Below are 17698 nucleotides of genomic sequence, written 5' to 3'. Positions count from 1 at the left end.
ACTCACCTCACACAACAACGCGAATAGCTAAGGCAATTAAGATCACCCCAATGCCTCTATCAAACCAATATCCGCTTTTTAAGAAAAATGCTCTCACCGATGTTTTTGATAACACCAATGATAAAAATGAAAACCACAACCAAGTTGCCATTGCCATATATACACCATATCCAGCTTGCACTAAAACGGGTGTTTCAGGACTAATCACAAGAGTAAACAGCGACATAAAAAACAGCGTTGCTTTGGGATTAAGGGCATTAGTAAAAAAGCCGCGTCGAAATGCTTTATACACAGATTCAGGCTCAGCAGGTGCAAGAGTTTGCTGCTTACTATCGTTGGGTTTTGCACTGCGTAAGGCTTGTACACCTAAGTAAGCCAGATAGGCCCCTGCAACGTATTTTAAAGCCATAAATAAGCTTGGTGACTGCGATAATATTAACGCCACACCTAATACACAATAAGCAATATGTAACAGAATAGCCGCACCCACACCGGCACTTGTCCAGAGCGCATTTTTACGACCTTGTTGAATACTTTGTTTTAGTACGATCGCAAAGTCAGGGCCTGGACTTGCCACTGCAAAAAAATGAGCAATAGCAATCAATAAAAACTCATCTAAATACTGCACGAAAAATTATCCTACGGCTTGTTCATCTAGAGCCAACAGCAAAGGATTTGCACTATTACTAATCAAAGCGTTAATTTGCTTTTGCGCTTTTTTATATTGGCTGCGTAAATGGGGCTTTAAAAACTTTTTCGACTGACTGTCCCCTTTAAAGTGCGTAACCAGCGCATGCATAAACAGAGTCTGTGGTTCAGTCAGCGCCGCTTGGCGATTGGCATAGGGGTTATAACCGCAGCCACAGCCACCTTTAAATTGATATACCGTATTGCTCATCATTACCCCAAAACCTAAATAGCATGCTAACGCATCACTTGCTTGTGGTAAGTACTCTTTACCGCCAGGAGGTAATACACCCACATGGTGAATCAAAATAGTGGCTAAGGTTCCTGCAAAACTTGCGACTAAATCTTGTGGTTGATTTATTTGGTTTGGGTTAAACGAGATATTCACCGGGTGATTTGCCGGTACGATTAAACTTGCCTCGCTACCGCGTAAATTGTCTTGGAACTCAAAGTGCGGAAACACCTGAGGAGTCAGCCCTGATGGCGCAACTAAGTTAATTGGCCACGCCTTCATACCCGCATAATCAACAACTCGACTAAATACCTTTTCAGCCATTTCACTGACGCTCGACACCCTATCTGGAAAAAATTGTCCGTTGGGTAAAATAACTTGGGTATGCTTTAAAAAATAATCACTATCAAAATGCTCAACCGCCCATAAAAAGGTATCAATTAACCATTGCTGCTCTTGCTCATCAATTAACGGGGCTGATTTAAATAACGCTAACATAAATTACTCTTGTGTTTGTGCCCATTGCCATGCATCCGTGTTGTAAAGGGGCACGGTAGATAAAGCGTGATGATGGCTGCCACTTGACTCTTTGGTTGAATAAGACAAATACAAAAGAGTGCGTGTAGGTGCATCATAAATTCGACGCACTTTTAACGATTTAAACAAAATACTTTTCGATGACTTAAATACCACTTCACCCGATTTACTGCGGTCAATTTGCTGTAATTGTTCAGCCGTAATCGGCCCTGTTTGACGACAGGCAATAGACATATCGGATGGATCAGCAAAATCAAGATTCGCTTCAATATGACTAATGTGGCAAGTAACACCGCTGATCAGCGGATCTTGTTGTGATACCACTTTAATATCTTTGGTAGTGAATAACCCTAAACTTACCGAAGCAGCATCATCCGAGCAACCGCTCAACAAAACTAGTGGCGCAGTCAAAGCAGCTAATTTTAGTAACTTCATCCTAGTGTTCCTTATTAAAAAGCGATAGTTGTCCGTTTACAACGATTTGCTTGCTATGTTTCAATACTATCTCAAAATATCTTCAACAACGAGCATCTAAACAATGAAAAAATCGTTTGGTTTACTGTGTTTCATGTTCTTAAGTAGTACAGCTCATGCTGGCTACTCTATTAGCGCTGGTTTTGGCAAAAACTTTACTAACTCGGTGCAAACCGAAGAAAACCTTAAAATTGAGCTTGAGGATGACAGCCATTTTACTGTCAGTCTTGATAGAACCATTGATAATGCTCGTTACGGGTTCTTTTATTCAGCAACCGAACTTGATATGAAAGACCAAACCAACAAGCAAGTCGAGATGCAATATCTGCTATTTCAAAGTGCCGTAGAAGTGCCATTGGCTGACCGTGTGGTTGGTTTTGTTGGCGCCCAAATTGGCGCAAACTACGTCAGCACTGACTTTGCCGATTCTGATACATTTTTTACCTCGGGCCTTTATGCTGGCGCTGATTATTTATTTACTGAACAAGCTCGGGTTTATGTTGAAACTCGCTGGCTGGCAACTATTGTAAATAATGCAAGCAATGTATCGTGCACATTGCCAACATCAGAAGACAATCAATGTCTATGGCACTTTGATGGTGATGTGTTAAACCAATTTCAGACAAACATCGGTTTTAGTTACCGCTTTTAAGGAAAACCCTATGCCGCACATTGTTATAGAACACTCAGAAGACTTGCCAATTCTGCCACAAGTGTTAGTTGAAAAAGTTCACCAAGCCGTTTTTGACTCTGGCTTATTTGAGCTTTCGACCATAAAGACTCGTGCAATTGCTTATCAGCATTACGAATTAGGTGAAGGCAAAGATGGCTTTATTCACATCGGCGCATCAATCATGGCAGGCAGAACCATAGAGCAAAAGCAAATGCTCAGTGAGCAATTGCTAAGTTGCTTAAAAACATACTGCCGCCGCTCGTATAGTTTAAGCGTTAATATTTACGATATGGATGCTGATATCTATCGTAAGTGTTAACTCACTTAGGTAAATAGGCTGCAGGTAAGCGCTTGATTTCTGTCTCTGGCGATAGGTATGCGGTGTAAACCAACCAACGCTCATTGGGTATGTAGGTCAGACCCGATGAGCGGCTATAAGCTCGCTCAGGTAAAGCAATTAAATCATGGTGCTGCTTACTCGCTAAGTCATAGTAGCTTATGCGGTAATCACCTAAGCGTTCTTTATAATAATAAATACGCCCATCATGGTAAGCATTTTTTGCCACCAGCAACCATGCATAATTGCGCGCCAATTTAATATCATTCACAAGCATTTCTTCAACACCCGTCTCATGGTGTTTAATCCAAATAGCATGGCGTGAATTAGTAAATAAAATATCACCCGCTTGTGTTTCAACGCCGAACTGCGCTGGTACATCAACGGCTTTGCCTAGGCTTTTTGCTGTTAAGTCATAACGGTATAGGTAGTCACCATCAGAGACTAAAATATGCTGGCTATCAGCGCTAAACTTGGGTTTAACTGCATGACTAAATGGCAGCTTGATTTGTTGGCTTTGCTCTACTTTGAAATCATAAAAGTATAAGCGGGTACTGCCATTGTCGTACAAAGAAAACAAAATATAGCGCCCATCAGCTGACCAAGTTGGGTCACGAATTTCCCCCGTGTTATGTGCAAAATGGGTAAGTTGCTTTCGCGAGCTGCTATCGGGGTTTACAATCCAAAGCTGCGAACTGCCCGATTCATTCGACACATACAGCAGTTTATCTTGCTGCTGATTATATTCAGGAAATAGCGAACTAAAGTTGGTCGACAGCATAGAAAACGGTGAGCTGGCTACTTGCTCGTCTATTTTCAAACGCGTGATCACTTTATCTAAATCCCATTGATGATAATAAACACTGCCATCGCTACTGTAATTAGGCGAGCTCATACCAGCGATTTGCGTGTTAATTAGGGTTTGATCATTAATATCGTAAAAATAGCCATAACGTTTGCCGCCTTCAACTGCGCTAAACGCCAATTGCTCTTTAGATGGATGCCAATCCACACCATGAATATCAACAAAGTCATGAGTTAAGCGTTGGCTTTGCCCTGTCTTTACATCAATTAAAAACAGCGCTTTTTGGTTGTTTTTAACAGTACGAGTAACCACAACTCGCTGAGCACTTGGCGAAAACGATACCGACTCATACACAGTTTCGCAGTCATTATTGCAAGGAATAACCGTTTCACTTGTTTGTTTTGCCTGTAAATCGAGCAGCTTAATACGAGTTACATAATCACCTGACTTACTGGTGTGATCAGCAATGTAAGCCAAGGTTTTACCATCACTACTGATATCAAGATCTGGGGCATATTTATTACTGCACTCCCCTAATACAACACTGGTAGCATTAACCAAAGACAGCTTTACAATTTCACAGACATCTGACGCCATTCGGTAATAGTACAACGTGTTTGCATCTGGGCTAAACACAGAGCGGCCTTCAGTATAGGGTGAGTCTGTTAATTGCTTAGCAGGATGCTCAGGAAAATGTAAATCGCGTAAATATAGGTTATTTGGTTTACCAAGCTGACGCCACGAATACACTAAATAATGCTGATCATCTGAAATTGAAGGGTAAATCTCACGACCAGGGCTTGCCGTAACACTTTCGATGCTATTGAGCGGTAGCACAAAGCTTGAATTTGTTTGTTCTGAAGGCGAAGAAAACAGCCAATACATCACTGCTAGGCTAATTACACATAAAGCTACGAACAGCTGGCGAATCTGCGCAGCAGTGATACTTAAGGGACCAGGTTTATCTTTATCAGCTGTATCTATTGGCTGAGGCTTTAACAAAACGCGATAGCCAGTTTTTCGTAATGTCTCTATGTAAGTTTGTTCTGGGTCGAGCTCTTTAAATGCTTTTCGTAAATGCCAAATAGCATTCGTTAAGGCTTTTTCACCGACATAAAAATTGCCTTCCCATACATGATTGATGAGCTCTTCACGCGTGATTGGTTCGGGGTAACGCGCCACTAAGCAGGCTAACAACTCAATAAACTTAGGCTGCAAAAGTTGTTCACTACCATTGCAGATCAGTTTATTTTCGAGTGGGTTAACAATACATGAGCCCAGCAGATAAACGCGATTAGATGTTTCCATTTACTCTAAATAAAACCCCATTTTAGAAGTACAGCAGTATAAAGCCCTATCAATTTATCGTAAAAGTGGTTCTTTCACCAGCTTTAACGTTGCAAAACAGTTAACAATGACCACTTCTTAAGCCACTGATTTTAAATAAATAGATATTCAATAGATGTAAAATAGAGACATAAACGAGCCACCTAAGATTGTAGTTAAGTTCACATTCCTATAAAAATTTTTACGTCAATACCGACCAACCAGAGTGTTGCTCACTGTAAATTTTAACTGCCCTTAAAAAGAGCATCACTCTGGTTCTAAAAACTAAAAATAAAACAACTAGGAACGCCTGTGAGAAATCTACTAACCAAACCTTGTGCTATTGCACTTGCTGTTGCCAGTGGTTTTAGCCAGCATGCATTTGCCAATGAGGCTGAGATTGCCCGCCCTGCCAACACCACTCCAGCAGCTAATGAACAAACTGAAGAACCTGAAAAAATTGTTGTAACAGGTTCACGTATTAAACGCGATAGTTTTTCAATTCCAACACCACTGGTCACAATGGACCGTGAAGCCATTGCCGATACAGGTTTAACCAACTTATCAGATATTCTTGTTGATAATATGCCTGCTCTTAGTGAGAGCATAGGTAACACCACCAGCCAATCAAGTGTATCAGCAACAGGGTTATCTACAGTACAACTACGAGATTTAGGTGCTAATCGTACACTAACACTGATTGATGGTCGCCGTGTTGTTTCAAATAGCTACAGCGGCAACTATGTAAGCTTAAATACCATTCCGAGCGGCATGGTTGAGCGTGTTGAAATAATCAGTGGCGGTGCATCTGCAACCTATGGTGCCGATGCTGTAGCGGGTGTGGTAAATATTATCACCCAATCAAAAAAAGAAGGCTTTGACTTTAAAGCGAATACAGGTGAAACCACCGATGGCGGCGGTAAAGAATTTACCCTTGATTTAAACTACGGCACCTCATTTGCTGAAGATCGCGGTTACGCCTATTTCAGTGCCAACTGGGACCGTGATTTCGGTATGACTTTTTACGATCGTAAACGCGCACAAATTGAAGATAGTTACGATTACGACCCAGATCGCATGTGTAATGTAATGCAAACAGCAGATGGCGATCAATGTATGCGTGACATCACACAAGCTGATTGGGTTAGCAAAAGCGATGGTATTCCGGGCGGTGTGTTCTTAGAAAATAATAACAACGACACTCAGTTTTGGTATGACGGTCAAACCCTACGTGATGACTGGAAAGGCAACGAAGAAATTTACGGTGTGAATTCAAATCAATACGTGATGCTTGATGTACCAAGCGATAACGTATCTGCAGCAGTTAAAATTGATTATGACTTAACTGACGATGTGATGTTTTACGCACAAGTTCAATACAGTGAAAGTGGCTCGTTTAACAATAAGTCGCCTGAAGATGAATACGAAGGTGCCTATGTACCGCGTTATGACCCTACCACTGGCGAGCCTCTTGCAGATGTAGCACCGGGCTATATCCCAATCGACAACCCATATGTGCCGCAAGAAATTCTCGATGCCAACCCATATAAAGATCGCATTTATTGGGATCGCCGCTTTAGCGAAGTCGGTAATATCAGCACAGATAATACCCGTAAAACTATTCGTAGTTGGGCAGGTCTTCAAGGCACGTTATTTAACGACGAGTGGGACTGGGATCTATCAGCAAGTTATGGTCGTTTTACCCAGCACCAAATCCGCAGTAATGAATTAAATACCGTAAAACTTAATCAAGCCTTGCAAGCTGAACAGTTAGCAGATGGCACCATTCAATGTATTGATGAAGCAGCTCGCGCTGAAGGCTGTGTGCCAATTAACTTATTTGGTGAAGGCTCTATCACCGAAGAGATGGCCGCTTGGATCCGCACCAACCCTATTATTGATACCGAAATAAAACAATATGGCGTGGTCGGCTACGTAGCGGGTGATTTATTTGAATTACCAGCAGGCTCTGTATCCGCTGTATTTGGTGGCGAATATCGTAAAGATAGCCAAGACCTATCAACCAGCGACGACATGAAAGCTGGTGGTATTACCTTCAACTATGTACCAAATTTTTATGGCGAAGTTGAAGTCTATGAAGCTTTTGCAGAACTTGCGATCCCGCTGTTAAAAGATGCTCCTTTAGCAAAAAATTTAAGTGCAGAAACTTCATTACGTTTAGCTAACTACAGCATGGAAAACGTCAACACCGTTGCCAGCTACAAGCTAGGTGTATTTTGGGAACCAATCGAAGGCTATGCATTTAGAGCAAACTACGCTCGCGCTCAACGTGCACCAACGATCACTGAACTTATGTCACCAGCACGTGGCGATTACGACAGCTATGATGATATTTGTGACGGTTTAACAGCAACATCAACTAAACCAGGTCACGATAACTGCCGTAAAGAGCCAACTTTAGCAACACAACTTGCTGCTGATCCAAACTTTGAATTCAGCGATGAGAACAACAGCTATTCTCCAGGGGCTGGTAACGAAAATCTAAAAGAAGAAACCGCTGATACTTATACATTTGGTGTGACAGTGGCTCCTGCCTTTATAGAAAACTTTAATCTTGCCGTTGATTACTACGATATTGCCATTGTTGATGCGATTTCGCAGATCAGTAATGAAAACATCATGCGTGAGTGCTACAACTCAGAAGCTGCATGGGGTGAAGACAACGTATTTTGTAATGACATTACCCGTAATAGCGAAGGTAACATTATCAAAATTCTACAGCGTCAATATAACCTCGATGAGCTAACTGCACGTGGTTACGATGTGGTTGCACAGTACAAACTAGACTTAGATAACCTAGGTCAGTTGTCGTTTAAACTAGATTACAACCATGTAATCGAAAATTCGCAAACTTATGAAGGCCTTGATGGCAGCTTAGTAACTAGCCATTACGCAGGTTACGGCAGCAGCAAAGATAAAGCATCAATGTCACTTACATGGCGTAACGATAACTTACGTATTCGCTGGCGTACAAATTACTTAGGCTCATTTAAAGCAAGCCAAAGTCTTGAAGAAGATTACCAAGAGTATATTGCCGAAAACGATGCCCGCTGTGAGACTGGTGAAGATACCTGTATCAGTAACCCAGAAAAACTTGCCTACCAAGATTATGGTTCGTTCTTAAAACACAGCCTTTCAGCGTCTTACACTCTATCACTTGGTAAACAGAGCCAACTGCGCGTATTCGGTGGTGTGAATAACGTGTTTGATAATAAAGGTGACTTTTATCCATATGGCCGTGGTAACTACTATAGCGCATACGGCGGTGGTGCAGGTCGCTACGTGTATGTAGGTGCTCAATATAGCTTTTAACCGTTTCATATGAAGATCCCCAGCTAGGCTGAAATCAAAGGCGCATTTTTATTGCGCCTTTTATCTTTTCCAGCTTTGCATCTCAACTAATCGAGATTCAGTTCGCGCATATTCAAATGCCAGTTTTTGCCCTTGATATAAATCGCTAATACCCACCTCGGCCGAAATCACCAGTAATCGGCTGCGATCATAAAACTCATCAACCAAAGCAATAAAGCGCCGAGCTTCATCATCTAAAAAGTGTTCTTGTAAATCTTGCTTTTCTCGCTGATAACTATCTTCAATGCCATGCACAATTTGCTTGCCCGTTGCCCCGCGCCCCATTACTGGCACATTGACTAAATAAACGCGCAGAAACTGCTCTGCCAAATAAATATAATCCGCCGTGCTTCTGGGTCCTGAGCAAAGCGTCATAAAATCAAACATAATGGCGTCTTGAGCTTGCATTACACAACTAAGCTTACGATGGCAAACCTCTATCATTGTTTGCCTTTGCACTGCTTGCTCTTGTTTTAAAAAGCGCTCTGTTAGGGCATCTTTGTTATTAATAAAATAATGTTCGGTTTGTTTGCCAAAGCGAAAGCGATGATCTGTATCGCCTTCAACACTTAAAACATGACAATGCTCATTTAATAAATCGATAGTGGGTAAAAATCGTGCTCGCTGTAAACCGTTGCGATATAACTGCTCAGGTTGGCAGTTTGAGGTCGCGACTAACACGACTTGCTGCTCAAACAGGGCTTTGAATAAACCACCCAAGATCATAGCATCACCAATATCAGAGACAAAAAACTCATCGAAACAAATCAAGCGAATGTGCTCTGCCCACTCTTTAGCAATCACCTTTAGAGGATTTTTTTGCCCTTGCAGCTGGGTTAGGCGCTCATGCACTTGCTTCATAAAATGATGAAAGTGCAAACGCTGCTTAGCTTCAATATTGACCAACTTGAAAAACACGTCCATCAACATGGATTTACCACGTCCTACTGGGCCATATAAATAGACCCCTTTTATTGGCTTTGCGCTTTGCCACCAATGTCTTGGCGCAGCCAGTTCTGTGGCTAGATTATCAAGAGCATTAATCGCTGTGCGCTGGGCACGGTCTTCTTGCAAATCACCTTTGGCTATTTGCGCTTGGTAATACTGTAATATTTGTCCTTGCTGTACTGTCATAGGTAACTAGTATCCGCTATACTCGCCGCCATTGTAGCCGACTAAAAATGTGATCCCAATGAAATTTCCATGCCGTTTAGATAAATTTATCAGCCATATTGCCGAGTTACCTCGCAGCAAGACCAGAGCAGGTATTAAACGCAAATACGCCACTGTTAATGGTGAGGTGATCACCTCATTCGATTTGTCTGTAACACAAGATGATGATATTCGCTGGCAAGGCGAGCCGCTGGTCTTTTTAGGCAAGCGCTACTACATGCTTAATAAGCCAGCGGGCTATGTGTGTGCTAATAAAGATGACCTTCACCCGACTGTATTCGATTTACTTGATGAACCAAACATGAGCGACTTTCATGTTGCAGGTCGGTTAGATATCGATACTACAGGTTTAGTGATCATTACTAATGACGGCGACTGGTCACACAAAATTACAGCCCCAAAGCATAACAAGTTCAAAACTTATTTAGTTGAAACTCAAGAGCCTATTGATGAAGAAGCGATTGCAGCGTTAGAGCAAGGGGTACAATTGCACAACGAAAAAGAGCTAACTCGCCCTGCTATTGTTGAAAAACTTGCAAGCTACAGCTTACGCCTTTCAATTTGCGAAGGTAAATACCATCAAGTTAAACGAATGCTTGCCGCTGTAGGCAATAAAGTTGTTGAATTACATCGTGAAAAAATAGCGGATATCACCCTCGATGAAAGCCTTGCAAGCGGTGAATATCGTGCTCTTACAGAAGCCGAACTCAAGCTCTAAATAGGTACTTGAGCAAAAGTCATGATAACGCTGTCATTTTTCCTTAATAAAACCAGACAAACGTGGTAAAAGTTAACAGGGGAAATAATAAAGGAGGCTGACTGTGTTATCAGGACTAGCTTTAAAAACAAAAATCACCTTATTTGCTATCGCTATGTTTATTGCGTTATCTGCGATAGCTTTACTTGGCTTACAGTCTTTACGCCATGCTAGCGAAAGCGACAACATCGCGCGTATCAACCAGCTCATGAAAAGCACTACCAATATTGTTGAGCAATTTGAGTTGATGGTTAAAAACAACCAACTCAAAGAAGCACAAGCAAAGAAACTTGCTATTCAGGTGCTGCGCGAAAATAAATACCACGACTCAGAATATGTGTACGTCGTCGACAACAACTTAAATTTTGTCGCTACCCCACACGACCCTGAGCTGCATGGCACCAGCTTTAATGATTTTAAAGACGCCAGTGGCAACAGCATCGGCCGTATGGTCGAAAATTTAGTGGGTAACACAACCAATAAAATTATCACCTATCATTGGGATTCAGTGCGTGATGGTGAAACGGTAGATTTAACCTCTGTAGTACAAAAAACACCGCTGTTTGGCTGGTATGTTGGTACTGGCATTAGCGCTAAAGAAGTTGATGAACGTTATTGGAATACCGCTAAGTGGTTGCTGGGCCTTTCCATGCTTATTGCCATTGCGCTGACTTTTGCTATTGCTCGCTTTGGTTCATCGCTGACTAATGCCTTAGGCGGCGAAATTGATGAAGTAATTGGTATTGTTAAAAACGTCTCTCGCGGCAACTTAAACTCACATATTCGCCAAGATGCTCCTCCAGAGAGCATTATTGCTGCCATGCATTACATGCAGCAAGGTTTACGTGGCGTTGTTGGCGGCATTAAAGGCGTTACAGATAGCTTAAAGAATCAAAGTGTCGATAACGAATCTCGCTCTGTTGAACTCGATAAACTGACTCGTAGCCTTAATGAAGAAACTCAAATGGTTGCTTCAGCAATTACCGAGTTAACAGCCTCAGCGCAAACGGTTGTTGAACATGCCGAACAAGCAGCCTACTCAGTGCAAGAAGCTGAGCAGCAAGGTCAAAGTGCAAGTCACTTAACCAGCGAGGCTGCTGACACCATCGCGCTTTTAGAGCAGCAAATTGACAGCGCTGGTAATAATATTCAAGTACTCGATGATGAGGTAAATAACATCGCAAATGTACTCAGTGTTATTCAAGGTATTGCCGAGCAAACCAACTTGCTTGCGCTTAATGCTGCGATAGAAGCCGCCCGTGCTGGTGAGCAAGGGCGAGGCTTTGCTGTAGTTGCTGATGAAGTGCGCGGACTTGCCCAGCGCACGCAAACCAGCACAGAAGAAATTCGTAATATGATTGGCAAACTGCAAGCAGCAACCCAAGATGCCAAATCATCAGTGTCCCTAAGTATGACAACCAGCGAACAAACCGTTGAAAAGTCGAAAAAAGCGAATGACGAGCTAAAACGGGTAGCAAGCTCACTCAGCGCCATAGCACAAATGAGCCATCAGATAGCTATTGCTGCAAAAGAGCAACTAGATGCCGGTGAAGACACAGCCAAACGCATCGTAACTATCTCAGACACGGCTTCACAAACGGCTGATGTATCTAATCAGGCTCATACAGCAACCGATTTGATCAAAGGCCTTACTAACGATTTAGAAACTGAAACCGCTAAATTCAGCTAACCTTCGCTAACTTAAAACGAGAAAGCCCAGCAACTGCTGGGCTTTCTTGTTATAAAATTTGCACTAAGACTTTATTTGTACCAAATCAAAATCGGCCATACCAGGCACCATTTGTTGTAAGCGTGATTCAGTGACATCTAACGAGTTCAAACACTCACAGTACTCAGATGCCTTCATCTCTAACTGCTCTGCTTTCTTTTGCAGTGACTTATCAATTTCTTTTGAGATGATATCCATACGCTGCCCCATATCATTGATACGGTCTTCGATATTACCTTCGCGCGACTTAAAAGCATCCCCTAGCGAGACTAAAATAGCGCCAAGTGAACCGTGAACTGCAGAGTGAATTTTTTGGCTGATTTCTTTGGTAAAAAAATCATCGATTTTCGACAGCGACTGCGGGGCAATAAAGAAAAAGTCATCACCACGCTTAAATTTATCCATTAATGCACGTTCAACATATTGCAGCTGAGTTTTTAGCACTTCAGGCTCTTTGTCTGACATGCCCTCAACAACTTGCTCGATGGCACTTAAGCCAAGGTTTACACCATCTGTTGCCAGGTCAACAAGTTCAGGGACGGTTTGTCTGATCCCTCGGCTGAACTGCTCAACGACTTTGCTTTCTTCGGGACTTAAATCAACCCAATAACCTCGTATAAACAATTGGTTATCGTTGTTAATTTGCACGCGAGTTTGACCCTTATCAACAATACGAATGACATCATCGGTAATGATTAAGCCATGGCTTAGCTCTACATCACATTGTTTTTTTTCTAAGGTTGCGTAGCTGGAAAAGCTAGAGAATGTAATGGCCGCTGCTAACAACGAGCGAGAAAAGAACGCCATATACACCTCAAAAAGACAAAAAAGGAAGGCCGCTAGATTAGCAAATATCCAATTTTATGCAAGTAAAACGCCTAGCTATGCTAGGGCGTGTTGACCTTTTGTGATTAATTTTGCAGCAGTGTGTTTGGTATTTAGGCAAGGCAGAACCTATGTAGTGTGGTTGTTCCACATAAGTAGGTGATAACGCAGCATCAATGCCAAACACGCGCTGCCCTTCGGGTTCTTCCTAGGGGCGATTAACTCTTTGTTGCTCGATTTTTACTTAGCCCACTAGGTTACAAATCTCGCGCCGCGATTAAATCGCCCCTAGAGTGAACAAATTTTAATCCACAAAGGTCAACACGCCCTAGGCGCTTTGAAGTAAAAATGGATTAAATTGGTGAGCCCGGTGGCATTGGCAACACTTTAAAGTTTGCAGGCCATTCACCGCTTTCTAAAAAGAGACTGATTTGCTCACTTAAATATTGCTTAAATGCACTGTTCCCAACGGATGCACTGCCTAGCATTGATTCTTGCTGGTAACTCTTTGCGAGTTTAGCTAAGTAATAACGCAATTGAGCTTGTACTTCGGGTGCCACTTCATTGCTTGCAACTAAGTCAGCAAATTGTTTCGCTGTTAAAAGCTGCACACGTTGGCTAATTTTACCAGCCATCCCTGAAGCAACCTGTTGTTCGAAAATTTGCTGATAAGTTTGTGCTAATAGTGCATCTAAACCATAAAATGCATCACTTCGTGCTTGTTGCTGCGCTAAACGATTAATGCGTTGGCTATTAAAAAGTAGGCTCAAACTATGTGCAGCTGCAACCTCTGGCAGTGCCATCGCATCAAGCGTTAGTCCTGTACGACCAACAATGCTCTCCCGTGATTTTGATTCACCATAGGCTTTTGGTGGAATAAGCGCTAATACCGACTCAGGTAAAACAAGGTTCTCAGCTTTTAATGTCGCAAGCATAGCATCCACTGCAGCTTGTTGTGTTTGCTTTGCAACAACCTGTGCCCCTTTAGGTTGTGAGCCATCACGCACTTCGTATTCGTAATTCACGCCAGCAATTAGCTTAACAGCAGCTTCAACTTGATAGCGATGGAATAGATAAAGCGGCACCAGCATTTCTTCTAATTGCGACAAAGCAGTGCCTGTTTTGATGTTTTCTATACCAAAGTTAGTCAGCGCTTGCTTACGAACATCAAGTACTCGCATTAGCTCATCACTTGGTGAACGACCATTATCCCATAAATGCCCTGTTGGATGAGCACCACCTTGAGCGCGGGCATCACTGTCTGAGATAAACTCCAGCCCTTTGTTTTTATTCTCAGCTAAAATTGCGGCCAATTGCTGTGCTTCATCTTGATTTGTGAAATCGCTATAACCGTATTTAACAACTTGGGTATCCCAAACGCCCATACCAGAAGCATAGCCTCGGCTAACATCTAACTTACCTTGTTCATTAAAGCTAAGTAGCGGGTGTGGATAATCCATCACAGAGGCTCTATCTGCCACTGAGGCTGCAAAGTTATGAGAAATACCTAAAGTATGCCCCACTTCATGAGCACTTAACTGACGAATACGATCAAGTGCCATTGCTTGTAAGCGCTTAGCCACTTCATTCCCTTCAAAATAAGGTGCAGCTAATGCTTCTGCAATTAAGATGTCTTGACGAACACGTAATGAACCCAGAGTCACATGGCCTTTTATAATTTCGCCTGTCCGCGGGTCAATCACAGAGCTACCATACGACCAACCACGCGTTGCACGGTGCACCCATTGGATCACGTTGTAGCGTACATCCATAGGGTCGGCATCATCTGGTAGCACTTTAACTATAAAAGCATTCTTGTAGCCTGCTGCGTTAAATGCATCATTCCACCATTTAGCACCATCAAGTAATGCTGATTTAACTGGCTCAGGTACGCCCGGATCTAAATAATAAACTATCGGCTCAACGGGTTCGCTGATTGGTAGGCTTGGATCTTTTTTCGCTAGACGATGGCGAGGGATGTAACGCACATACATAGACTCACCCAGCGCTGCCGCATAATCTTTGTGCTCAATGCTCCAGAAACCTGCTTGAGGGTGGAACTTACGCGGGGTGTAGTTATCATCAGGCAGTTCAATTAATGAATGATGCATATGCACCGTTAGCGCGTAAGGGTCTGCACTCACTTGGCGAACATACTTACCAGGCTTATTACCTTGAAAAGTAAGTACTGCTTCTAATTCAGTATTTTTTTCAAATGCTTTTGAGCGTGCTAAATAAACCGCACTGCGGTTGCTATCTAAGTTAAAACTTCCCTGGCCAGTTGCCGATAAACGACGGCTCACACCATGAACATCGCTTAATAAATAAGGTGTGTAATCCACTAATACGGCGGTTTCTGACTGAGCAACAACACTAAACCCTGCTAAGATACTTGATGCAAATGCCTCTTTAATACTTTGTTGTTCCGCAAGGTTATTAGTGTTAGCACGGTAATAAGTATTAATGGCTCTTAACATCACCTTATCGCCAAAACGTTCAAACTGAACTAAGTGAGTATCACCTAGCTGACCGCGATCTAAGCCAATATCGTTTGAACCGACACCATAAGGTAAGCTTTGTTGTAATAAAAATTGCTGCTCGAGTTTATCCACCTCAAGATACAATTTGCCGTTTTCTGTATCGTAGTAAAATGAAAAATAGCCTGAAAAATGAGTCATTTTTTCAGTAAAATCATTTATAGACTTAATTGCTGCGTGTGCTTGAGTTATCATAGTAAGTAGCACAGCTAAGAGCAGATATCGTAGTAATGGTATTTTTTGCATAATCTTATCTTTGTTATTCGCGTTTTAAATACTGTATAGGTATTAAGCAGTATAAAGTACCGCCAAGAAAAATCAGCTATTTAAGACGAAATTCAGCGCTTGCTAAGACATTCTCTCTCACACTAAAAATGTCTGGCTACAACGTTATCAGGAAAATAGAATGCGTAGACTCCCACCGGTATTGTTAGAAGATGGTTGCCCTCGTGAACTGATCTCATTGATCAGAACGGTACTTGCGGCATGTAAAGAGATTTCATTTCGTGTTGGTCAAGGCGCCCTATCTGGCGTATTAGGCTCAACCCTAGACGAAAACATTCAGGGTGAAACACAGAAAAAACTCGACGTTCTAACTAACCAACTTTTAAAAGATATTTTATTAGAATCGGGCTACGTAAAAGCCATTGCCTCTGAAGAAGAAGACTTCACCGTTGCGGGTAACCCTAATGCCAACTACATTGTTGCATTCGACCCACTTGATGGTTCATCAAATACAGATATCAACTCACTCGTTGGTACGATTTTCTCAATTATGGCGGCGCCTGAAGGTGCAGATCCGGCCGACCCAAGTATCTTTATGCAACCGGGTAAAAACCAAGTAGCGGCAGGTTACGTGTTATATGGCCCATCAACGGTGCTAGCATTAACAACAGGCAAGGGTACACGCTTTTTCACCTTAGATAAAACTCACGGTACCTTCTTATTAACAGAAGACTTTGCAAAAGTACCTGAAGATACTAGCGAATTTGCTATCAATGCTTCAAACCAACGTCATTGGCAGCCAGCGATGCAAAATTACATCAATGACTTAATTGCTGGTGACACAGGCCCGCGTGGTCGTAACTTCAACATGCGCTGGATTGCTGCAATGGTGGGTGATGTGCACCGTGTATTATGTCGTGGTGGTATTTTTACTTACCCAACCGACACGAAAGATCCAAATAAACCTAACAAATTACGTTTATTATACGAAGCAAACCCAATGGCAATGTTAATCGAACAAGCTGGCGGTATAGCCTCTACTGGTACTGAGCGCATCATGGATATTCAACCTGATGCAATTCACCAACGTGTGGCGGTGATCTTAGGTTCGAAAAACGAAGTTGAAACCTGTTTAAGCTACCATAAATAGCAACAAGCGAATGCCTTAAGCTAAATAAGCTTAGGGCTAAAAGAAGCTATTTCATCACATCTAATAGCTTCTTTAGCGTACTTTTACTCAATTCACCCATTTGCTCGTTATTGCTTAAAGCGTAAATAGCCCCTTCTACGGCACTTTCATCTATGTCTTGTCGTGACTCTAGTACGTTCGCCCAAAGTTCTAATTCATCAATATCTATTTCGCCGTTAATAACACGCTGTAGAACCTGACAGAACACTTCTTGCGTTAGAATATACACATCATCTTGGATGTCAGGAGTGCTTGTAATAACTGAAATTGCCTCAAATCGATTATCACCAAAACGAGCAAACTCTCCTAATGCGTCTAATTTATCCATTTGCTATGCTTACCTTTTCAATCTCAAAGCACCTTTTAATTAATGACAACCCTTACATGCTCACGATGCAAAGCAACCCTTAACTGCCAAGCCGACAATATTAATGCCTGTTGGTGTAATGAGCTACCCAACATTTTACCACTCGATGAGACCGCAACAGAATGTTTATGCCGAGACTGTACTATAAAAAAGATAAATTCATTTTTATCAGAACTTTACCAACAACCTCTTGAACAGCAGCTTGCCTTTGCTAAGCCTTATTTTACTCAGGGTAACTTAATAGAAAACCTCGATTACACTATGCAAAACAATTACATGGTATTTAGCCGCTGGTTCTTTTTAAAACGCGGCCATTGCTGTAGTAATGGTTGTACGAACTGCCCTTATTCCGATAGCTAACACCTAAACAGAGTATTTATTCAATTATTTTGCATTTAATTGCAAATAACGCATGGACGATGAGAATAAAAATACATTATAATTGGATATAAA

At 42.1% G+C, this 17698-nt stretch carries 15 protein-coding genes; 7 read left to right on the top strand and 8 right to left on the bottom strand.

Going from position 1 to position 17698, the window contains the following annotated elements:
• Nucleotides 1–7: 7 nt before the first annotated feature.
• Genes L1D46_RS03835 through L1D46_RS03825 form a run of 3 tightly spaced genes read right to left on the bottom strand, consistent with a single transcriptional unit; the run spans nt 8 to nt 1891 of the window.
• Entirely contained in the window at nt 8–628 is a 621-nt protein-coding gene (locus tag L1D46_RS03835) for a LysE family transporter (protein WP_130050602.1), read from the bottom strand.
• 6 nt (nt 629–634) lie between these two features.
• Nucleotides 635–1417, bottom strand: coding sequence for a hypothetical protein (locus tag L1D46_RS03830; RefSeq protein ID WP_239976835.1), 783 nt, complete (start codon nt 1415–1417; stop codon nt 635–637).
• Between the two features lie 3 nt (nt 1418–1420).
• The gene (locus L1D46_RS03825; protein ID WP_130050600.1) at nt 1421–1891 is read right to left on the bottom strand and encodes a CreA family protein; all 471 of its coding nucleotides are present in this window, start codon (nt 1889–1891) and stop codon (nt 1421–1423) included.
• Between the two features lie 103 nt (nt 1892–1994).
• On the opposite strand from L1D46_RS03825, the gene L1D46_RS03820 reads away from it, so the two are divergent.
• Nucleotides 1995–2582: a hypothetical protein gene (locus L1D46_RS03820; RefSeq protein WP_167659181.1), complete on the top strand. Its 588-nt coding sequence runs from the start codon at nt 1995–1997 to the stop codon at nt 2580–2582.
• A 10-nt stretch (nt 2583–2592) separates the two neighbouring features.
• On the top strand, nt 2593–2922 hold the full coding sequence (locus tag L1D46_RS03815) for a 5-carboxymethyl-2-hydroxymuconate Delta-isomerase (RefSeq protein ID WP_130050598.1): 330 nt from the start codon (nt 2593–2595) through the stop codon (nt 2920–2922).
• Nucleotide 2923: 1 nt separating this feature from the next.
• Here L1D46_RS03815 and L1D46_RS03810 read toward each other — a convergent pair whose 3' ends face one another.
• Nucleotides 2924–5053, bottom strand: coding sequence for a winged helix-turn-helix domain-containing protein (locus tag L1D46_RS03810; RefSeq protein WP_239976834.1), 2130 nt, complete (start codon nt 5051–5053; stop codon nt 2924–2926).
• 330 nt (nt 5054–5383) lie between these two features.
• Between L1D46_RS03810 and L1D46_RS03805 the strand changes: the two genes are divergently transcribed.
• Nucleotides 5384–8404, top strand: a complete 3021-nt coding sequence (locus L1D46_RS03805) for a TonB-dependent receptor (RefSeq protein ID WP_239976832.1) — start codon at nt 5384–5386, stop codon at nt 8402–8404.
• Nucleotides 8405–8464: 60 nt separating this feature from the next.
• Here the strand turns inward: L1D46_RS03805 and zapE are convergent, their stop codons facing one another.
• Nucleotides 8465–9577, bottom strand: coding sequence for a cell division protein ZapE (zapE, locus tag L1D46_RS03800; protein ID WP_239976831.1), 1113 nt, complete (start codon nt 9575–9577; stop codon nt 8465–8467).
• Between the two features lie 58 nt (nt 9578–9635).
• Between zapE and rsuA the strand changes: the two genes are divergently transcribed.
• Nucleotides 9636–10334 (top strand): 16S rRNA pseudouridine(516) synthase RsuA, encoded by a 699-nt coding sequence (gene rsuA, locus L1D46_RS03795; protein ID WP_178927402.1) that lies wholly within the window; start codon nt 9636–9638, stop codon nt 10332–10334.
• Between the two features lie 154 nt (nt 10335–10488).
• Nucleotides 10489–12063 (top strand): methyl-accepting chemotaxis protein, encoded by a 1575-nt coding sequence (locus L1D46_RS03790; RefSeq protein ID WP_130052246.1) that lies wholly within the window; start codon nt 10489–10491, stop codon nt 12061–12063.
• 63 nt (nt 12064–12126) lie between these two features.
• On the opposite strand, the gene L1D46_RS03785 is transcribed toward L1D46_RS03790, so the two are convergent.
• Nucleotides 12127–12909 (bottom strand): YggN family protein, encoded by a 783-nt coding sequence (locus tag L1D46_RS03785; RefSeq protein ID WP_063702994.1) that lies wholly within the window; start codon nt 12907–12909, stop codon nt 12127–12129.
• 371 nt (nt 12910–13280) lie between these two features.
• The gene (locus tag L1D46_RS03780) at nt 13281–15710 is read right to left on the bottom strand and encodes a zinc-dependent metalloprotease (RefSeq protein WP_130050593.1); all 2430 of its coding nucleotides are present in this window, start codon (nt 15708–15710) and stop codon (nt 13281–13283) included.
• A 160-nt stretch (nt 15711–15870) separates the two neighbouring features.
• On the opposite strand from L1D46_RS03780, the gene L1D46_RS03775 reads away from it, so the two are divergent.
• On the top strand, nt 15871–16839 hold the full coding sequence (locus tag L1D46_RS03775) for a class 1 fructose-bisphosphatase (RefSeq protein ID WP_167658685.1): 969 nt from the start codon (nt 15871–15873) through the stop codon (nt 16837–16839).
• Nucleotides 16840–16885: 46 nt separating this feature from the next.
• On the opposite strand, the gene L1D46_RS03770 is transcribed toward L1D46_RS03775, so the two are convergent.
• On the bottom strand, nt 16886–17206 hold the full coding sequence (locus tag L1D46_RS03770; protein WP_239976830.1) for a hypothetical protein: 321 nt from the start codon (nt 17204–17206) through the stop codon (nt 16886–16888).
• Nucleotides 17207–17248: 42 nt separating this feature from the next.
• Between L1D46_RS03770 and L1D46_RS03765 the strand changes: the two genes are divergently transcribed.
• Nucleotides 17249–17605: a DUF5522 domain-containing protein gene (locus L1D46_RS03765; RefSeq protein ID WP_239976829.1), complete on the top strand. Its 357-nt coding sequence runs from the start codon at nt 17249–17251 to the stop codon at nt 17603–17605.
• Nucleotides 17606–17698: the final 93 nt, after the last annotated feature.

The sequence above is a fragment of the Pseudoalteromonas sp. Isolate3 genome (genome assembly GCF_022398505.1).
GTDB lineage: Bacteria > Pseudomonadota > Gammaproteobacteria > Enterobacterales > Alteromonadaceae > Pseudoalteromonas > Pseudoalteromonas apostichopi.
This window is presented reverse-complemented; position numbering and strand designations above follow the sequence as displayed.

Bases quoted from the DNA above. Each gene is read 5' to 3' on its own strand.
- L1D46_RS03830 (WP_239976835.1), bottom strand. From the start codon at position 1,417: ATGTTAGCGTTATTTAAATCAGCCCCGTTAATTGATGAGCAAGAGCAG.
- L1D46_RS03825 (WP_130050600.1), bottom strand. From the start codon at position 1,891: ATGAAGTTACTAAAATTAGCTGCTTTGACTGCGCCACTAGTTTTGTTG.
- L1D46_RS03820 (WP_167659181.1), top strand. From the start codon at position 1,995: ATGAAAAAATCGTTTGGTTTACTGTGTTTCATGTTCTTAAGTAGTACA.
- L1D46_RS03815 (WP_130050598.1), top strand. From the start codon at position 2,593: ATGCCGCACATTGTTATAGAACACTCAGAAGACTTGCCAATTCTGCCA.
- L1D46_RS03810 (WP_239976834.1), bottom strand. From the start codon at position 5,053: ATGGAAACATCTAATCGCGTTTATCTGCTGGGCTCATGTATTGTTAAC.
- zapE (WP_239976831.1), bottom strand. From the start codon at position 9,577: ATGACAGTACAGCAAGGACAAATATTACAGTATTACCAAGCGCAAATA.
- rsuA (WP_178927402.1), top strand. From the start codon at position 9,636: ATGAAATTTCCATGCCGTTTAGATAAATTTATCAGCCATATTGCCGAG.
- L1D46_RS03790 (WP_130052246.1), top strand. From the start codon at position 10,489: ATGTTTATTGCGTTATCTGCGATAGCTTTACTTGGCTTACAGTCTTTA.
- L1D46_RS03785 (WP_063702994.1), bottom strand. From the start codon at position 12,909: ATGGCGTTCTTTTCTCGCTCGTTGTTAGCAGCGGCCATTACATTCTCT.
- L1D46_RS03780 (WP_130050593.1), bottom strand. From the start codon at position 15,710: ATGCAAAAAATACCATTACTACGATATCTGCTCTTAGCTGTGCTACTT.
- L1D46_RS03775 (WP_167658685.1), top strand. From the start codon at position 15,871: ATGCGTAGACTCCCACCGGTATTGTTAGAAGATGGTTGCCCTCGTGAA.
- L1D46_RS03770 (WP_239976830.1), bottom strand. From the start codon at position 17,206: ATGGATAAATTAGACGCATTAGGAGAGTTTGCTCGTTTTGGTGATAAT.
- L1D46_RS03765 (WP_239976829.1), top strand. From the start codon at position 17,249: ATGACAACCCTTACATGCTCACGATGCAAAGCAACCCTTAACTGCCAA.